General features: G+C 37.0%; 8 protein-coding genes. All 8 read right to left on the bottom strand.

Features of this window, described 5'->3' with window-relative positions; translation table 11 throughout:
- Positions 1-4: 4 nt before the first annotated feature.
- Entirely contained in the window at positions 5-1,924 is a 1,920-nt protein-coding gene (locus ACM46_RS10195; protein ID WP_083997376.1) for an alpha/beta hydrolase, read from the bottom strand.
- A gap of 60 nt (positions 1,925-1,984) precedes the next feature.
- Positions 1,985-6,394, bottom strand: a complete 4,410-nt coding sequence (locus tag ACM46_RS10190; RefSeq protein WP_048506541.1) for a non-ribosomal peptide synthetase — start codon at positions 6,392-6,394, stop codon at positions 1,985-1,987.
- A 12-nt stretch (positions 6,395-6,406) separates the two neighbouring features.
- Positions 6,407-8,023, bottom strand: a complete 1,617-nt coding sequence (locus ACM46_RS10185) for a cyclic peptide export ABC transporter (protein WP_048506540.1) — start codon at positions 8,021-8,023, stop codon at positions 6,407-6,409.
- 28 nt (positions 8,024-8,051) lie between these two features.
- Positions 8,052-8,750, bottom strand: coding sequence for a thioesterase II family protein (locus ACM46_RS10180; RefSeq protein ID WP_048506539.1), 699 nt, complete (start codon positions 8,748-8,750; stop codon positions 8,052-8,054).
- A gap of 23 nt (positions 8,751-8,773) precedes the next feature.
- Positions 8,774-9,994: a glycosyltransferase gene (locus ACM46_RS10175; RefSeq protein WP_157859443.1), complete on the bottom strand. Its 1,221-nt coding sequence runs from the start codon at positions 9,992-9,994 to the stop codon at positions 8,774-8,776.
- Between the two features lie 10 nt (positions 9,995-10,004).
- Complete coding sequence (locus ACM46_RS10170) at positions 10,005-12,380, bottom strand: TonB-dependent receptor domain-containing protein (RefSeq protein WP_048506537.1); 2,376 nt, start codon at positions 12,378-12,380, stop codon at positions 10,005-10,007.
- A gap of 16 nt (positions 12,381-12,396) precedes the next feature.
- Positions 12,397-16,941 carry a non-ribosomal peptide synthetase gene (locus ACM46_RS10165; RefSeq protein WP_173426476.1) on the bottom strand — a complete coding sequence of 1,515 codons (4,545 nt, stop codon included), beginning with the start codon at positions 16,939-16,941 and terminating at the stop codon, positions 12,397-12,399.
- 137 nt (positions 16,942-17,078) lie between these two features.
- Positions 17,079-18,689, bottom strand: coding sequence for an MBL fold metallo-hydrolase (locus tag ACM46_RS10160; protein ID WP_048506535.1), 1,611 nt, complete (start codon positions 18,687-18,689; stop codon positions 17,079-17,081).
- Positions 18,690-18,691 lie beyond the last annotated feature (2 nt).

Genomic DNA, 18,691 nt, shown 5'->3' with positions numbered 1-18,691 from the left:
TAAATTAAAAAAATCCCCAGTAGCAGAAGTAAAAAAGGATCAACAGTAAGGAAAATAGAATTCCTACAATCACTACTTTATGCTGGTATTTACTTATTCTAACTGACAACAGAAGCAATACAACCACCATTGCAACATATACGTAAAGAAGGGAAAACAGGTTGCTGAATTTTTCTTTTATTCCGAATGCACAGATAAAAAAGTTGCTGCCGGCGGCATCTTTGATGGCATAAAGAAATCCACTCATCAGGGCAACTGCCATGATACAAGATGCGATCAGCAGACCATAGAAAAGTTGATTCAAAACACTTTCCTTTCTTCCTTTTTTAAAGAAATGCATTGAGAAATAAACAATTCCGATGATCATAATCAGATAAGCGAGAATCAGCGGGGACAGTGTCAACGGATCGAAACCGCTTCCTATAAACATGGCCAGTTTTGCAACTCCCGGATTGATATGAATATCAGTCACAAAATTGGTGTTATAAGTACTCATGATTTTGGACGGATTCCTTTGGTAGGTATCTTTAATAAATTTATTGATAAACCCGCTTCCTTCCTCGGTGAATGCCAGGGCATGTCCTTCATTTTTAAATATAATCACGTCTGCTTTCAATAATTCCGTTAATGACTGGGCATTTGAAACCGGGGTGATGGGATCAAATTCTCCTGCTAAAATAAGAGTGGGTATTTTGGAGATTTTTGTATAATCCAATACATTCTGCGGCAATGTGTTGCGATTCCATTGGCTATTGATTAAGAAATCTGCCCTGTAAAATGACAAACCTCCTTTTAAACCCGGATATTTCGCAGCGGCAGTGTCATAATAATTTACTGAGTTATAAGGCACGGCATCATTGAGCACCATACTGTAATACGTCCCGAAATCCAATGCTGTGAATGCACCGGAGAAAGCCCCCACTACGGAACTCAATGCTTCAGCGTTTCTTTCGTGAAATAAAGTAATGATAACAGGCAGGACTTCGGTCAGCTGCTTGTTGTATAAAGCCTGATGAATGACAATTTTAAAATCTTCGCTGTTAAAAGTAAAGCTTCCTTTTTCCAGCAGTTTCTCCGGAACCTTCACCGTTAATGGGTTTTTATCCAGATCTGCTATGACTTCAAAGTATGTTTTTTCAAGGTTTGGAAATTTCTTGTTAGAGACAGGGTTTTGCTTACATTTCTCAAAGAAAATCTTCAGTACCTGCATATAATGTTCGTTGATCTTGTTATAATATTCGGAAATATTATTAACGGGGGAATCCAGAATCATTTTATTAAAATCCTGAGGATAGGCATTCGCATACACCTGTGATATATAGGTACCGTATGAAACTCCAAGAACGTTCCAGCTGTCGTAGTGCAATGCATTTTTAAGGGCATGCAGATCATTAGCCACATTGACGCTGTTGTAGTTAGCCGGGTCAATTCCTTTTCTGATCAGCACATTTTTACAGTTCATTGTAGCAAATAATCTGTTCTTTTCATCAGCAGCAGAAGATTCATTGGAAGACAAAATCTTAAATACTTCATTTCCAAGTTCCGGACATAGTTTAGGTAAAGAATTTCCGACACCTCTTGCGTCTACCAATATAATATCCGAGTATTCTCTCAGCGGATGGTCACGAAAATATCCGAAGGTCTGTATACCTGACTGTCCGGGACCTCCTTCTATGTATAGTAAAGGTTTTTGAGATGACGGTTTTTTCTTTTTAAGAACCGTAAATGCTATTTTTATTTTATTCGACGGGGCCACCCAGTTTTCAGGAACGGTGAGATATCCCCATTCTATTGTTTTATCGTCTTTAAGATTTTCAACATCGAAAAATGGTTTCGTTTTGTTAATGGCAGCTTCTCCTTTCTGAGCAGATAGAAATGAGGATACCATAATAAGCAGTAAAAAAATTACTTTTGGGGTCTTCATATAGAATAATTAATTTTTATTTATTTTTTGTTATTTACAGGTTTTCTGTGTGGGTGAACTTTAAAAGTCAAAATCAATGTCCACCGGATTGTTACTGTAGAAAAAGTTTTTATATTCGGATTCCGCATCAGCTTTTAATGCTGACAGGTATTTCAGAAATTCAGCATAGGTTTGCGAAAAATCTTTAATGACATGATCTTTATACAGGCTTTTGTTATAACTGATTTCAAGATGAATTTCTTCCGGCTCGCTGATGACATTCATAATAAAAGGGAATTTGTTGTAAACGGTATTCTGAGGAACTGTTTCCAAAGAAAAACCTGCAAAATCACTTATGGTATGATGATAACTGAATTCCGGGTTTTGAGCTACAAAAAGAATATCTACCTTATTTTTCACAAAAGAATAGTCGGAAACTTCTTCATATTTTGTTACTTCCAAAAATTCTTCGGTTACTTTCTGAAGCATTTCACCGAGTTTTTCTTCTCCGAATTTTACTCTCAGCAGTATACTTTTAATGAAAACTCCAAGAAGCGACTGTACCTGAGGCGCAGATCTTCCCGAATCTACCGTTGCTATACAGATATCCGTTTTTCCCGATATATTTCGTAAAAACACCAATAGCGATGTTAGCATCAACAGATAGGGAGTGGTTTTCATTTCTTTGGCCAGATCTGTCAATCCTTTGCTCACCTCCTGATCCAGAGGAATAGTCAATATATTTCCCTCATAGGAATCTACTGCCGGGGATTCTTTCTTTAAAAACGAATCATACTCATAGGCTTTGGTGTAGTCTTTCCAGAAAACATCATTTTTTTCAAGGTCTGTATTCTGATAATACCAGTACGCATAGTCTCTGAACTGAATTTCAGGCATCAATTCTACTCTGTGGGCAGCAAATTCATTATAAAGAGATACCAACTGCTTTATAAACAAACCTGTAGAGATTCCGTCAAAAATAATATGATGGGTAAGAAAAAGAATTTTATATTCCTGTCCTACTTTCAGAATCATCATTTTAAGCAACAGTTCCTGCTCAAGATCAAAGCAATAGCTCTTGTAGGCATCAACGATTTCTCTGTATTCAGCTTCACCCTGGACTTCATTAATTTCTAATGCGAAGTGAATATGTTCTGCAGAATTAATTTTCTGGCTGACAGTTTCATCCTTCAGTATAAAATTTGTTCTTAGAATTTCATTGGCAGCAATAATATGCCTGATTGCTTTTTCCAGCAGTACGATATCTACCGTTCCGGATACATCGAACTCCATGAACATATTATAAGACGGAGAAGCTCCTTTTCTCTGGCAGGCCAGCCAGATATTGTTCTGCGCAGGCGTTACCCTGATAACCTCCTGATAAGGTGCATGAGCTATCCCGCTATCTCCATTCTGTTCCTGGAGAAGAACCTGACATAAAGAATATAAATCGGGATTTTCAAACACTTCTTTCATGGATAAATGAACGGAAAATTTTCTGTTCACCCTGTTAATCAGCTTGGTAACCAACATAGAATGTCCGCCTAATTCAAAGAAGTTGTCTTCATCCTGAATATCTTCCTTCGTATTAAGAACGTCTTTCCAGATTTTTTTTAGCTGCTGTACCAGTTGCGGATCTTCAATCTCGTGATTTTTAACCGGCTCATCCGAAGGAAGTTCCTTTGATGAAAGCAGCTGCCTATCTATTTTTTTATTCGGGGTAAGAGGAAACTCTTCGATCGTAAAAATAAAATGGGGAACCATATAATAAGGAAGCATTCCCTGAAGCTTTTCGTGTACCCCGGATATTTCTATCTGAGCATCAGCTTTCAGGTAAGCCACCAGATGGTTTTCGCCTTCTATTTCTTTAACTACGACTACAGAATCTTCAATATTTTCAATAGTATTCAGATGGTTTTCGATATCTCCGAGCTCTATTCTATAGCCTTTTATCTTCACCTGATGATCGCTCCTTCCTAAGAAAATGATTTCTCCGTTTTCGTTCCATTGTCCTACATCACCTGTTTTATAGATGAGTTCTCCTTCTCTGAAAGGGTTTTTTACAAATTTTTCTAAGGATAATGCTTCATTGTGATAGTATCCTTTTGCCAATCCTTTACCGCCAATGTAAATATCTCCAAGACTATTGACAGGCAAGAGATTCAGGTTGGCGTCCAAAATATAGAAAGAGGTTTCTTTAATGGGCTGTCCGATATTCTGAGGAGATGTTCCATGCTCAATTTTTTTGACTGAAGACCAGATGGTAGTTTCCGTTGGCCCATACATGTTCCAGAGTTCTTTGCAGGATATTAATAGTTCTTCGATCAAATCATTATTAATCAAATCTCCTCCGCAAAGTATTTTTAGTTCAGAATCAGGTTTCCAGCCTAAGCTGAGCAGTCTTTTGAAAAAACTGGGAGTGGCCTGGATAATGGAAGGTTTCACTTTCAGAATCTCCTTTATCGTAGACAGAGGATCTCTCAAAGTTTTATCACCGGCCATATATAAGGTGGCTCCGCTCATCAGAGGGGTAAAAAACTCCAGAATAGAAATATCAAAAGAATACGTAGTTACGGAGTAGAAGGTGTCTTCTGGATGTACACCCGGTTTCTGACTTATACTCTGCAACAGATTCAATAGTGAGGCATGTCCTATTTCAACTCCTTTGGGATTTCCCGTGGATCCGGATGTATAGATGATATAGACTGTATCTTCGGGTTTAACAACAGTTTGAACAAAATCTTCCTCTTTACTCAGTATGTTCTGTAAAAAGACGCTTTCAATACCGGTAAGATGAATAGAAATAGGTTCCTCGGATATTAAAAGCCCGGCCTGACTGTTTTTCAAAATATACTGCAGTCTGTTGACCGGAAACTCAGGATCAAGAGGGATATACGCCTTTCCTGCTTTCATGATTCCCAACAGAGTACAAACCATATGAGCAGACCTGCCGAGTAAGACGGCTATGGCTTTTTCATCCGGATGATTATTTAAAAGATAATAAGCAACCCGGGACGATATTGTATCAACCTCAGCATAAGAAAGTCTGAACTTGCTGTCTGCTATGGCTGTTTTATCGGGAGATTCTGAAACATTTTCTCTGAATAGGTCAAGGAATGTCTTCTCAGTACTTCCCTTTTCTTCCGCACTGATGAATCTTTCATTAAATGAGAAAAGGTTTTCTTTATCTTCCTGCGACAGGAATGAAATTTTCTTCAGAGATTCTTCCGCCAATGCTTCTATGTTTACGATCAAATGTTCAATATGCCGCACACACTGTTCTATAGAATAGTCATCAAAGAAATCTGTGTTGTAATCGAAATCTATTTTAATATCTTCATGATCATCAAATTCTCTGACGTATATGGCCAATGCTGATCTTTCGGATTTATTGGTAAGAGGAATTACGGTAGTTTCAGTTCCTTCAAAATGGTCGGCATAGTTATGTTTTTCATAAGAGAACGTGATATTGAAAAGTCTGTTCTTTTCATTGAACAGTTTCAGATCGCTGATCATTTTTCCAAGAGGATATTTCTGATATCTGTAATCTGACATCAGCTGTTTTCTGGTGTTTTCTATGAGTTCAAGCAGGCTGTTCTCATCATTCAGGTTCATTCTTAAAGGTGAAACTCCCATAAACAATCCTACTGTTTTTTTGAATGCTTTGGTATTTCTGTTAAGCACCGGAATTCCGATTGCGAGATCATCACTTTGGTTTATTCTTCCGAAGTAGAAGAAAAAGAGCCCCAGAAATCCATGAAAAGTAGAGAAATTATGTTTTTTACCGAGTTCGATAAATCGGTTATAATCTTCCCTTCGAACGATCAGTTCTTTTCTGTCGCTTATATGAACCCGATGATCTTTTGTTTCATTTCCATTAAAGATTACCTGTGGCAGGCTGGAAAATCTTTCAGCCCAGTACTGTTGATCTCTACTGAATTCATCGGAGATCCGATAAGCTTCGTCATGAGCAGCGAAAGCGCTGTATTCATAAGGATACTGATCCTGTACCGCGTTCAGTTTCAAAATATCATTGTAGTTTTTAATCAGTCTCTGGAACATGAGGGAGGTGCCCCATCCATCGGTGATAATGTGGTGATATACGGAGAAAAGATAATAATGATCCCCGGCAGCTTTTATGAGAACAAACCGATACAGATAATCATCTTCCAATACATTAAAAGGTATTAAAAACTCTTCCTGCATATACTCTTCAGCGGCAGATACGGGATCCGTATTCTCCGAAAAATCTACCCATTCCAAAGGTCTGGGTTCTCCTTCATAGATGTATCTTCTTACTTCGTTTTCATTTTCGCGGAAAAAACTTCGATAGGCATCGTGCTGCCTGATCATTTCATGATAAGCTTTTGTAAAGGTTTCCTTACAGATTTCACCTTTAATTTCTATTTTGGCACCTATGTTATAGATCGGAATATCCGGATGCAGCATCTGCTCAAAAAAGATATCCAATTGGGGAAGCGTTAACTTCATAAGCGTGGGTTATTAAAAGTAAGCATTTTGGAAATTTTCCGGAACGTCTTCTCTTACGATTTTACCGTAATCGAATTTCAGGAGCTTATCGCAGTATTGGAAATATCTGTCGTCGTGGGTAACGGCAATGATGGTTTTTCCTTCGGCTTTAAGCTTCGGGATCAGCTCTTCATAGAAATATCTTCTGAAATAAGGATCCTGGTCTGCCGCCCATTCATCAAGTACTACGATAGGTTTGTCTTCCAGCAATGCAAATATCAATGCCATTCTCTTGCTTTGTCCTTTGGAGAACTTTCTTCTTGCAGATTCTTCAGAATCATCTGTCACTACATTTTCAAGTTTGAAAACTTCAAGCAACCTTTTATAGTTTGCGTTATCTTTCAGCTCGTAACCATCATAATTCTGAGAGAAGAGATGGTTGCTTGTAAATACTGCTGAGATAAGATTCTGAATATCTTTTTCTGAATCCATTTTTTTCCCGTCAAAAATAATCTCGCCCTGATCCGGAACATAAAGACCTGACAGAATATTGATAAAAGTACTTTTCCCACTTCCGTTTCCGCCTACAATAAAAATAACTTCTCCTTTATTGATTTCCAGGTTTACCGGGCCCAGTTCGAAGTTAGCATCCGCATTATCATTTTTGTAATTGAAATGAATGTTTTTAAAATTTAATTTTGAAAAATCAACAGCAGGCTTTTTGGTGTATTCCTGTTCGGATTTTTCATTTTTAAAGTCTGCATAAAACTCTTTAAGACGTTTATTGGCAACAAATAATCTGGTGATAGAGTCCTGAAGATTAACCAGTACATTGATAGGTCCGGTTATAAATAATAATACAAGAACGTAAGGAATAACAAATTCTTTTTTCAACCATCCCAATTCCGGCAAGGCGAATAAAATAACTCCTATGATGATATACATTCCGTACTGACTGATTAATCCTATGGACAGAAAGGAAAAGCTGATTTTGAAATCCAGTTTATACGCTGCATTTCTGTTGGTAAAGACGTAATCATCCAATAACCTTTCTTTTCTTTTATCACTGATCATCAGTTCTTTAAATCCATTCACCACATCCTGTACGAATCCGAAATAAGCGTCATTATACCTTCTTATTTTTTCTATGGATTTAGACAGCAGGTTAATTACTAAATAATACATAGCTGCAATCACAATGATCCCGGCAATAATGATGAGTGCAGAAACCACAGAGAGACGGATCAGGTATCCTATACAAAGCAATACCATCAGCAAAGAAGAAATAGCTGCGGTAATTACACTCGGTAATGAATAAAAGGTTCTCACGTCTTCTACAGCGGTAAAAAATCTCTGCGTACCCAGTTTTTCTATTTTTATCAATGGGGTATCCAGAATTTTCTCAAACAGTGTTTTTTCCATTCCGGTAAGCATCCCGAAGGTTATTTTATTCAATTCTTTCTGGAAGTATATATTCAGCAGATAGGCATAGATCACAAATGAAAAAAATGTGATGTAAATGTAACCGTCTATTTTAAACTTATCGGCTATACTGTTGTTGATGATATAGATGATACCAAAACTTAATAAACTGCTTATTAAGGCATAAATTGATATCAGAACAATGTGCTTGGGTTTTATTTTTAGCATGATTTAAATTTTAATGGTTTGGTTAGGACTAAACGAAACAATAATTAATAATTTTCCCTATGGTTTTACTATGATTATGGATAAAAAAGTGATTTCCTTCAAAGATTGAATAATCGAAAGCTGCTGTTGTAAACTTGCTCCAGTTTTCAATTCTGTCCGTAAGAGATTCCTGATCTCCCATTATAGCATAAATAGAAGACTCAATAGTAATGTCTTTTTCAAGATCCTGATCTTTTTCAATGCATTCAAAATCTGCTCTCATGATGTTGGAGAAAAAAGCAAATGCATCTTTATTTTCAATAATTTCATTAGGAATTCCTCCCAGCTCGGCTATACTTGTTTTAAAGGCATCATCATCCAGATTATGTCTATTGGGAATCTTATAGCCATCCAGTGGCCCCGGATTGCCGGAAACAACTAGATAATCAGGTTTATCATTATGTTCCTCAAACAGTTTAGTAAGAGAAAGAGCCAGTATTGCTCCCATACTATGTCCAAAAATAATGAAAGGTGCCCCGTTTCTTTTACGGCTGATTTGTTCAAAAAGATCACGTATGGCTTCTTTTTTATCTTTAATTAAAGTCTCTCTGAACCGTTCTCCTCTGCCCGGCAATTCTACAGGAACAAATTCTATATCCGGTACCAGGGATTTCTGCAAAAAGTTATAAGAATACTTATTACCGCCTGCAAAATGGAGTAAAAAAAGTTGTTTTTTTGTAATACTCATTATTATTCGATTAGTTTTTTAGATCAGTAAAGGGATACCATATGGCTGATGTTTTGGGAAGCCTGTTCAAAGCTGGTCTTCATTTTTATCAGGTTCAGTTTAATATCCTTATTATTTTGAATTTCATTAATTTTTGAGGCTAAAGTTTCCACATTCAGCGAATGGGCAGTTATTTTAGCTCCAAGTCCGTTGGCTTCTACCCTGTTTGCATTTTCAAACTGATCAAGGCCTAACGGAAATACAATCATGGGAGTTCCATTCATGATACTTTCTTTTATTCCGCCCATTCCTCCGTGCAAAATGGCTATTTCGGTCTGCTTCAGGAATGCCATTTGAGGAAGCCACCGATGAACAGCTATCTTATCTGAATTGTAATGAACATAATTGTCATAAAGGTTTCCCACAGATATATACAGTACGTAATTTTCCAGAAGATCATGCTGCATGGTCTGTAAAATGGTGCTGATGATCATTTGTGTTTTCTCTTTATCGATCTCATCTGCCCAGGAACCCAACGAACAGTACAGGATTTTTTTTCCGGCTTCTTTTTGCTCAGACAGTTCTTTTTTCAGTGCTGAGGTATCGTAGTAAGAATCAAAAATATCCTGTTCCGGAATGCACGGGCCTATATATAAATCATTATTACGTTCTACCGCATCTTCTTTTAAAAAATCTTTGGAAGAAGTCATCAGGTTATAAAAGCCATCAAAAACAGAAAGTACATCTTTTAAAGAAGTGATCTTAAATCCTTGCTGTATCAGAAAATCAATCAGGATGTTCACCGCTTCTACATTCACGTCTTTCATCAGCATATCCGCACTCCATTCTTTTACTTTATCGGTAAACGAGTTTTTGCTGAAGTCATTCCCAATAGGAAAATGGCAGTAAACCAATCCTGTTTTTATCTTATATCTCAGGTAAAAAGTAACAGCTTCTATAGGATTATAGGCTGTAAAAATAATGGCAGACGGGTTATGATTTTTCATCAATTCATCAAAATCACCATTGATGATGGAGGTAATAACCCTGGCATTTATTTTACCGGCCTCATGTTTAATTCCTCTGGGATAGTATTCTTCAAAGACCGTGGTATAAGAGAATGATGTTTTAGAAATACTGTCTGTAACATCCGGAACTCCTATATAATGAACCTCATGCCCCATTTGTGCAAGCTTTTCGCTGATTCCCAATGTGGGAATAATGTTTCCTTTAAAAGGATCGCTATAGACTAAAAATTTTTTCATATGTATTATTTTACCTGCTTCTTTCTCTTTCTTCTTCGTTCCCAAACTGTCTTTGCTCTTTGGATACCTGATCGCTTCCAAAGGTGTAGCTGATGGAAAATCTAAAAAACCGGTTATTGTCGTAGGAAATATATTTCTGTTCAACATTATTGATGGCCGAAGTCATTCTGCGGGGGCTTGAATTGAAAATATCGTACGCCGCAATACTCATGTTCAGGCCTCTATAAGGTGTTTTATAGGAAACAGCAAGATCCAGGGAATTGGCTTTGGAGAAATGAAATAAATTCTGATTAAATGCTGATCCGTACCAATAATTGACATCAGCCGTTAATGTTTTTGACTTGTTGATGGTAAATGAATTGTTCAACGATCCAAAAAACTCAAATCCGTTTCTTAATTCCAGATTGAGGTCTTTTTCTTTCACAGACCGGGAATAATTCAAAAAAACAGTGGTATACGTCTTCCACCATGAAAAGGGGTTGAATTCATATGTTTCCATTAAAGAGTATCCATAACTTTTAAAGTAGTTATCAAAAGTTACGATCTGTTCTTTCGTATCATCGTTCATGTTAAACAAGGTCCCATACGCATTGGAATTGATGTTGAAGGACAGTTTGGATGTAAGTCTCTTATAGGTATGGGTAAGTTCTATATTATCTACAAAAGAAGGCTTCAAATATGGATTTCCCATAGAAGATATCTGACTGTTGATGAAATATCTGGCTGGATTCAGCTGTCCATATGAAGGTCTCTGAATTCTTCTGGCATAATTAAAAATTAAATTATTATTATCATTAACCTTGTATTTAACGAATAATGATGGAAATAATTTAAGATACTTATTGTAATCTGTCTGATTGGAAGTAACGGAATACCCTTTTGTCTGGGTATATTCTGATCTTAGACCGACCTGTCCTTCCCAACGGTCGGAAAATTTCCGCATCCCGTTGATATAAACAGCCTGAATAGCTTCGGTAAATTCAAACTGATCCGACTGTGTGAGGGCATTATTTGAAGAAAGATCATAATTATTAAGCAGGTAATCCGTATTGGTAAATGTCAGTTTTCCTCCGTAATTGAAATTAATCAGCTTTCCGGGATGATCAATATCAAACTTTACGCTGTAATTATTGATTCCCTGATCTGCAACGCTCTTATTGTAAAAATTGACTCCCTGATAATAATTTTCCGGATCATATTGATTGGAAAGAATAATGTTGTTCACATCTCTGTTGTAGCGGAGGTAATCTATATCAATATTTAATTTTCTTCCCAAAGTATCCAGCTTTTGATCCAAATGTAAATTGAATGAATGATTATTGATTTTGCTGTGCATATCTCCTCTTCCTCTCAGATAGTACAGTCTTTCATTGGAGGCATTTCTTACATCCGTATTGATATTGTCAGTAACAAAATCATTATTGATTCCGCCCAAATACTGTAATCCGATTTTGGTTTTTGGGGTCACTTCATAATCCAGCAATACTCTTCCGGAAAACTGGTTACGGTTTATTTTCTGTTCAGTTGTGAGGTAGTAGGGATCCGAAAAAAATATGTCGGCCATCTGTTTTACAAAAGTATCTCCAAAGGAATACCCGGTATTAAGCAGCAAGCTTAATTTATCTTTCTGATAAGTAAAGTTATTGTTTACAGACTGCAGGAGATATTTAGCTTTCGAGGCATCGTCTGTAAGGCTGGTGTTGTTGTTCCATGAGTTCTTTTTTGCTTTTTTTAGAACCAGATTCACAATTCCGCTGTTTCCTTCAGCTTCGTATCGTGCGGAAGGATTACTGATAACTTCCACTTCTTTGATGCTTTCGCTGGGAATAGATTTTAAAAAGTTTTTCAGATCTTCACCGCTTAAATTAATCATTCTTCCGTCTACCATTACTTTTACAGCATCTCTGCCCAGCATGGAAATCTGGTCGTTTTTTAAGACTAAACCGGGAACGATTTTTAATGTTTCAAAAACATTCCCTTTATTCATAAGGCCGTTATTTTCAAGATTGACTACTGTTTTATCCAGTTTTTGAAAAACCATTTTGGGAGTGGCTGTCAGTTTCACTTCTTCTATTAATTTAGAAATGGTTGACAGTTCTATATCCTCTATTCTGGTGTCGTCATTTACTTCTATTTTTTTCTCCAGATATTTATATTCAGGGCTTTTAATGATCAATACATAGGAACCTTTGGCCAGTTCTGCCGTAAAGTTTCCATTATCCCCGGTGGATGTTTTCAGGTTGATGTTTTTAGCCGTAAACAGAAGTTCTACATTTTTTACGGGCTCTTTTTCCTTATTCAATACCCTTCCTTCCACTTTATACTGAGCGTAGAAAATAACGGGTATCATTAAAGTTAAAACATATAATAATTTAAAATTTCTCATAGAATAAGTATAACTATTAAGCTTTTATAAAGTTTAGAAACTCTTTGACATACTCCGGCAAACTGATTGGAGCAGCGGCAGCCGGATGGGTTAAATAAAGTAGGATGCAATCGGAATATTCGAAAACTTTCAGGTTAATTCCGTCAAATGCAACCGTTTGTTTTACATATTCTCTGAAAGGAGAAACTTCTGCAGACCCGCTGCTGTAATTCACATAATTATAAAAACCTATGATATTCTTTTCCAAGTCCTTTTCCGTCTTTTCTTTGATATCCTGTCTGATGATTTCATAAGGAATTTTCTGATCACTTCTTGTTTCTGTCATATGGATGTAGTTTGCCAGTATTTCCTGCATTGAATAGCTTTCAAAGCCTGAATAAGCTGAAACCACCAAATCAATCAGCATGCCCGCTACTTCTTCAGATTCCGGATTTTCTCTATTGCTGCTCAGCATTCCGTAGAAATTCTTCGCTGTATTTTTATGATCATTGAGAATTCTCAGGAAAATGGATAAAGAAAAAGCATTGAAAGGCAGGGACAGCTGTTGAGATAATCTCTGAAGGTGTAAAAAGTCTTCACCTGCAATGAATATTTCCTGATTAACAAAATCCTGAACGTAAACCGTATCGTCTTCAGATTCGTTATGATGAAACAATGGTGCCTCCAGTATTTTCTGCATCTGCTCATTTCTCTGTTTTTTTCCTTCATCAGATGCTAAGAAGCGGTTCTGACGCCGAATAAAATTAAAATAATGAGCCTGGGCTGTGATTTCGTGTTTGGTATTAAAATAATCTTCCAGTGCATTCTTCAATAAGAAGCCGGAATATTCATCCAGCAATGAATGATGGATTCCAAAAAACACCTGAGCTGAGGCAGCCTCTTTATTTTCTGATTGAACAATTAAGATTCTGATGATGTCTCCTTCAAACAAATCATAAGGTACAGACATCCATTTATTTCCAGTATGTCTTATCTCTTCTATAGATTTCGACATGATATTTTCTGTCCGGATTTTTAAATTGATTTCCTTCTCAGAAACATACCGCTGAATAATCCCGGTTCCCGTTTTTTCAAATTTTACCATCAGGAAAGGAAACTTAGACAGGATATGTCTTACTTCATTCTCAAAATTGCTTTCATCAAAGTGTTCAATCTTTACATCAAAATTAACTGCTGCATATTGATTCCTAAAAAAGAAACGCTGGTATTGAGATAAACCGATGCTGTCACCATGCGCCCATTGTGAGCTTTCCTGCTCCTTCTGAGATGATTCATGTGTGAAATCTGCATTTGAATGTTCGGCCAGTGAAGTATTTTTTGTTACATATTTACTCAGCTCCTCCAAAACGGGGTATTGTAAAATATGTCCTACTTTAAGGGTATAACCTAGCTGACGCAGCCTGGATACAATCTGGATAGACTTTATGGATTCTCCACCCAGATTATAGTAATTATCCTTTATGCTGACAGGGTTCTGCTTCAGTATTTCTTCGCAAACCTGCACCAGTATTTTTTCTTCTGCGGTTTTGGGTGCCACATATTCGGTTTTGATCAAATCCTGTACACTTACTTCAGGAAGACTTTTTCTATCGATCTTCCCGTTGCCTGTTAATGGAATATCTTTCAGTTCCACATAAAAGCCCGGAACCATATACTGAGGGAGTCTGTTTTTTAAATAATAAGCTAATTCCTGCTTATCAACAGCCGAATCACTCACATAATAGACCACAAGGTTTTTATCCCCGGCATGCTCTTTCACTTCTGTGACTACGGCTTTGATGGCATCACTATAAGACAGCACCCGGCTGTCGATCTCACCCAGCTCTACTCTATGCCCCCGGATTTTGACCTGCTGATCAATTCTTCCCAGATATTCAATATTACCATCCGGCAGCCATCTTGCCATATCTCCCGTGCGGTACATCTTTGTACCTTCAATAAAAGGATTGTCTACAAATTTTTCGGCGGTAAGGTCTTCCCTGTTTAAATAGCCAAGAGCTAAACCTGCTCCGGCAATATACAGCTCGCCGCTTATTCCTACCGGCACCAAATGACCGTATTCATCCAGAATATAAATCTCAGTATTGGCTATCGGCTTACCAATAGGAAGGGTATCAAACTCTGTATTTCCTTTCGGTATTTTATAGACACTGGCGCAAATACTGGTCTCCGTAGGGCCATATGCATTATAAAAAGTTCCATACTTCAGGTATTCTTTCGTTTTGCTGATTACCGCTGCTTCTCCTGCCGTAATTACTGCTTTAAGGTTTTGTACTCTGTCCATGTTCAGTAAGCTGAAAAAAGCAGGAGGTAAAGTCATCAGATCAATACTATTTTCAGCAATATATTCTTCAAATGCATAAGAATCTTTGCGTACCGTATCATTAAGGAGGTAAAGGGCTTTCCCGGGCAATAAAGTCATGAATATCTCCGATATGGAGGCATCAAAGGAAAACGAAGCAAACTGACCGATACGGGAATAGGATTCAACTTCAAAAAGCGCTATCTGAGATACTATGGTATTCAGAATACCTGCATGGGTATTCACTACTCCCTTAGGCTCTCCTGTGGAACCTGATGTATAAATGATATAAGCAGGATCTGAACCTTTGAGATCTTTTCTGTTCCCTCCTGTAAAATCAGCAGGCAGTGATTCTCCGGTATCGGTATCTACATCAAAAAGAGATCCGGTAATTAACAGCTCTAAGCCTTCACTCATTACTGATTTTCTGGATTCCGGAAGGTTGGCATCAATAGGAACATACACTGCACCCAGTTTCATAATCCCAAGAATCGAAATGATTTGCTTTTCACTGCGGTCAAGCATTACCCCTACATCATCTCCTTTTTGAATTCCATGATCTGTGTGAAGTCTGTAAGCCAAAGCATTAGCCCGGTTATCAAGTTCTCTGTAGCTCAGTACTGTTTCTTCAAAGACTACGGCCACCGCTTCAGGATTTTTTTCTACTTGTTCCTCAAACAAGTCGATAAGTGTTTTATCTGAAGGATAGGCTGTTTTTGTAGCATTAAAATCATTTAATAATAATTGTCTCTCTTCCGAACTTAGATATTCAACATCCGAGAGTTTTCTGTCCGGCACAGCAACAAGCTCTACCAATAATGCTTTGTAGTGTTTTATAAACTGATTGACAGTTTCTGAATCGTAAATACTGTTGTTGTAATTTACACATATGCATAGTTGTTTATTGACTACAACAAAATGCATTTCTATATCGTTTTTACAGCCATTTCCGTTAAACTCTTCAATAATATCCGGATAAATTTCTTCTGTAAAATGAATATCCTGCTGTTCTCCAATGAATGTAACGGAAACATCAAAAATTGAATTTCTTGTCTGATCTCTTTTAAAACCAACATCTTTCAGAATTTCACTCACCGGATATATGGAATGTTCATAGGCCGGAGCCATATTGTCTTTAATTCTTTTAAAAAGACTATTGAAGCTGTCTTCAGAAGATACTTTATTCCTTAAAATTAAAATCTTGATAAAATAACCCAGCTGTTTTTTGAATTCGTTTCTTTCTCTCACCGCCATCGGAGATCCGATTGTTACATCTTCGTGATGGTTATATTTGGACAGCAGGATTTTGGCAACAGTAAGAATTCCTACGAAAAGACTTCCTTTCTGCTTCTGAACCAATTCATTAAACAGATAAGTTTCCTGTACGGACAGGAACATTTGAGCAGTTCTGCTTCCATAGGATCTGACAGGCGGTTTTACTCTATAAGTAGGCAAATGAACAGTTTCGGGTAATGGCAGTAAAATATTTTTCCAGTATTCTTTATGGCCCCGGCGCTCGTCCAGTTCTTTTTCATGCCAGTCAATATAATCTCTATACTGATAATCTGCGGTTTTCAGTTCAGGCTCTTCTTTATTCAGATAGGCATTATACATTTCGAATAATTCCTTTTCAAATATTTTTACAGACCATTCATCTGAAATAATATGATGCATCGTAAAACCCAATATACTCTGTTTATTAGGAAGATGAATCAGATAGCACCTTAAAAGCGAGTCTTTTTCCAGATCAAAATTGATGCTGTGATTTTCATTAATAAACCGTATCCCGTCTTCATAAGTACAGTGGGTATAATCCATCTCTATGATTTCTCCGGCTCTTTTCTGATGAATTACCTGCTTGAGTTCGCCTGATGGATCCAGTTTAAAATTGGTTCTTAAAATCTCATATTTATGAATAATACAATCTAAAGCTTTCCTGAGCGGTTCAATATAAAAGACTTCTTCCTTATGAATGCTTGAAGATAAATTATACGCCAGAGAAGCAGCAGAAATCTGACATTCTGCCCAGATTTCTCTCTGGGCATGAGACGTTTTATAATAAAAGCTTCCATCCTCATTTATGGAAATCTTATGGGAAGTATTTCCTTTTAAAAACTGAACGATAGCCGCTTTCTGCTCTTTCAGCTGTTTTAAAAGTTGATCCGGAATATGTTCTACGTAAGAAATTACTTCTAAATCGTCATTGTTTAATACAACCTTAATATTATTTTCCTTTAATTTTTCGATAAAATCTTTCACATCAATAATTTTAATATTCGACATTTACTCCCGGCCTGTCATAGTATATTAATCCTGTCAAGACTAATTACAGGCTGTTCTTACTCTTCAATACACTGAAATACAACAGCATGTATTAAAAATCAACAGGGCATTACTTATAAATATTCGATTGTTTTTTCTCCAAATAGCCTCTCTGCACTGATTCCTCTGGATATACATTCTTTCAGGAGCTTATTGGATTCTACAATGGCTTTGGATTCATCCGTATACTTGATGGAGCTTATAAAAACCAGCCACGGTTCCATTCCCATAGCGTATACAAATACATCTTTAGGATTAAAAATATCAATGAAGGCTATCCCCTGATCGTAATCCGAACCTGCCAAACGGCGGGAAAGATCCTTTTCTCTATCCAGTTTTTCGTACATCAGCGGGCCGTACAGCCAGGATAACGGAGCACCTTCACATTCCATTCCCAGGAACAGTACATCTACTTCGCCTACCATATCTTTTACCTTTTCATATATTTTGGGTTCAATATTACAGGAATCGGCAGCAAATAAAAGCCTGATCCCGTTATGTAAAGAGAAATGATAGCAAAGCTTGCTTCTCACATCCAGATCGGCATGCTCTCCTAAGAAAGGAAGCCCTGTAATGGTACAGTTTTCCATTTTAACACTATCCAGTTCATTTAACTCAACCACCTGGCTGAATCCAATTTTTTTAAACATCAGTTTAAGATCCGGGTCCTGTAAATTTCCTTTACTGCTGCTGGGAACAATAATGGTTTTTATTCTGTGACGAAGCTGCAGCAGGGTCTCTAATAGAATATGATCCTGATGATTGTGGGTAATTAAAACATAATCAATTTCCTCAGGGAGATCATTGATTGTGTATCTGTTGACATCCGTCTCGTATCCGTCGTAGCTTATTACCGGATCTACCAGTATGGACATCTTTTGTGTTTCCACCAAGACACAGGCATGACCAAAATATCTTGTTCTCACACCCGGCCCGTCATACTTTTTAAAATCAGCCGGTTTTTCCGTCGTAAAAAACTGTTTAAACTGTTCTTCTTTTTCAGCGGGTATATTCAAAAGATTCTTAATTCTTTCGTAATCTCCCGGAACTTTTTTCATCTTAAACAATTCATCAATTAATTCAGATTTAAAAGGGATATTCAGATGGATAACATGCTCTTCCGGTAATCTGGGCGTACTTAATACAAACGATCTTGAATCATCTGCATCAATAAGCTGTAATGTAATAGACTGGCAAGATTCGTCATAATATTTGCTCTGATACAAAAGCGGCTCTATCAGTCTGTAGTTGACATTGTTATTAAGATCGTAATACAGTTCAACATAGCCTTTTAAAATCTCAGGAACTTTATCATACATACTGTTTAAGGAAAACCCTTTAATCTCGCCCTGCAAGATCTCATTCAGCTCTCTCAGCGCCTCATCCAATTCCAGTAAATGGGCTCTTTTCTGAACCGTATCATCGTATAATTTTGAAATTTCGTTCACTCTGTCATTCTGATAATCCATAAACGGACCTCCCAACATTTTAGGGTTTTTAACGGCTATACTGTGAGTTTTTGAATTTTTAATGTAAGAATTCATAATTCTCAAATGACGTTTCTTAATATTCATTGCTGCTGTAGCAGGTGATATAAGATGAGACCAGGCATACCAGAAATCTATTAAAGGCTCAATAACTACATTCAGTTTCAAATAACATTCATTAGTATTCGAATTTTGCATAT

This window comes from Chryseobacterium angstadtii (genome assembly GCF_001045465.1).
Classification (GTDB): domain Bacteria; phylum Bacteroidota; class Bacteroidia; order Flavobacteriales; family Weeksellaceae; genus Chryseobacterium; species Chryseobacterium angstadtii.
Note: the sequence above shows the minus strand (reverse complement) of the source record. Positions and strands in the feature narration are given on the sequence as shown.

Coding starts and splice junctions, on each gene's coding strand:
- ACM46_RS10195 (WP_083997376.1), bottom strand. CDS start 1,924: ATGAAGACCCCAAAAGTAATTTTTTTACTGCTTATTATGGTATCCTCA.
- ACM46_RS10190 (WP_048506541.1), bottom strand. CDS start 6,394: ATGAAGTTAACGCTTCCCCAATTGGATATCTTTTTTGAGCAGATGCTG.
- ACM46_RS10185 (WP_048506540.1), bottom strand. CDS start 8,023: ATGCTAAAAATAAAACCCAAGCACATTGTTCTGATATCAATTTATGCC.
- ACM46_RS10180 (WP_048506539.1), bottom strand. CDS start 8,750: ATGAGTATTACAAAAAAACAACTTTTTTTACTCCATTTTGCAGGCGGT.
- ACM46_RS10175 (WP_157859443.1), bottom strand. CDS start 9,994: ATGAAAAAATTTTTAGTCTATAGCGATCCTTTTAAAGGAAACATTATT.
- ACM46_RS10170 (WP_048506537.1), bottom strand. CDS start 12,380: ATGAGAAATTTTAAATTATTATATGTTTTAACTTTAATGATACCCGTT.
- ACM46_RS10160 (WP_048506535.1), bottom strand. CDS start 18,689: ATGCAAAATTCGAATACTAATGAATGTTATTTGAAACTGAATGTAGTT.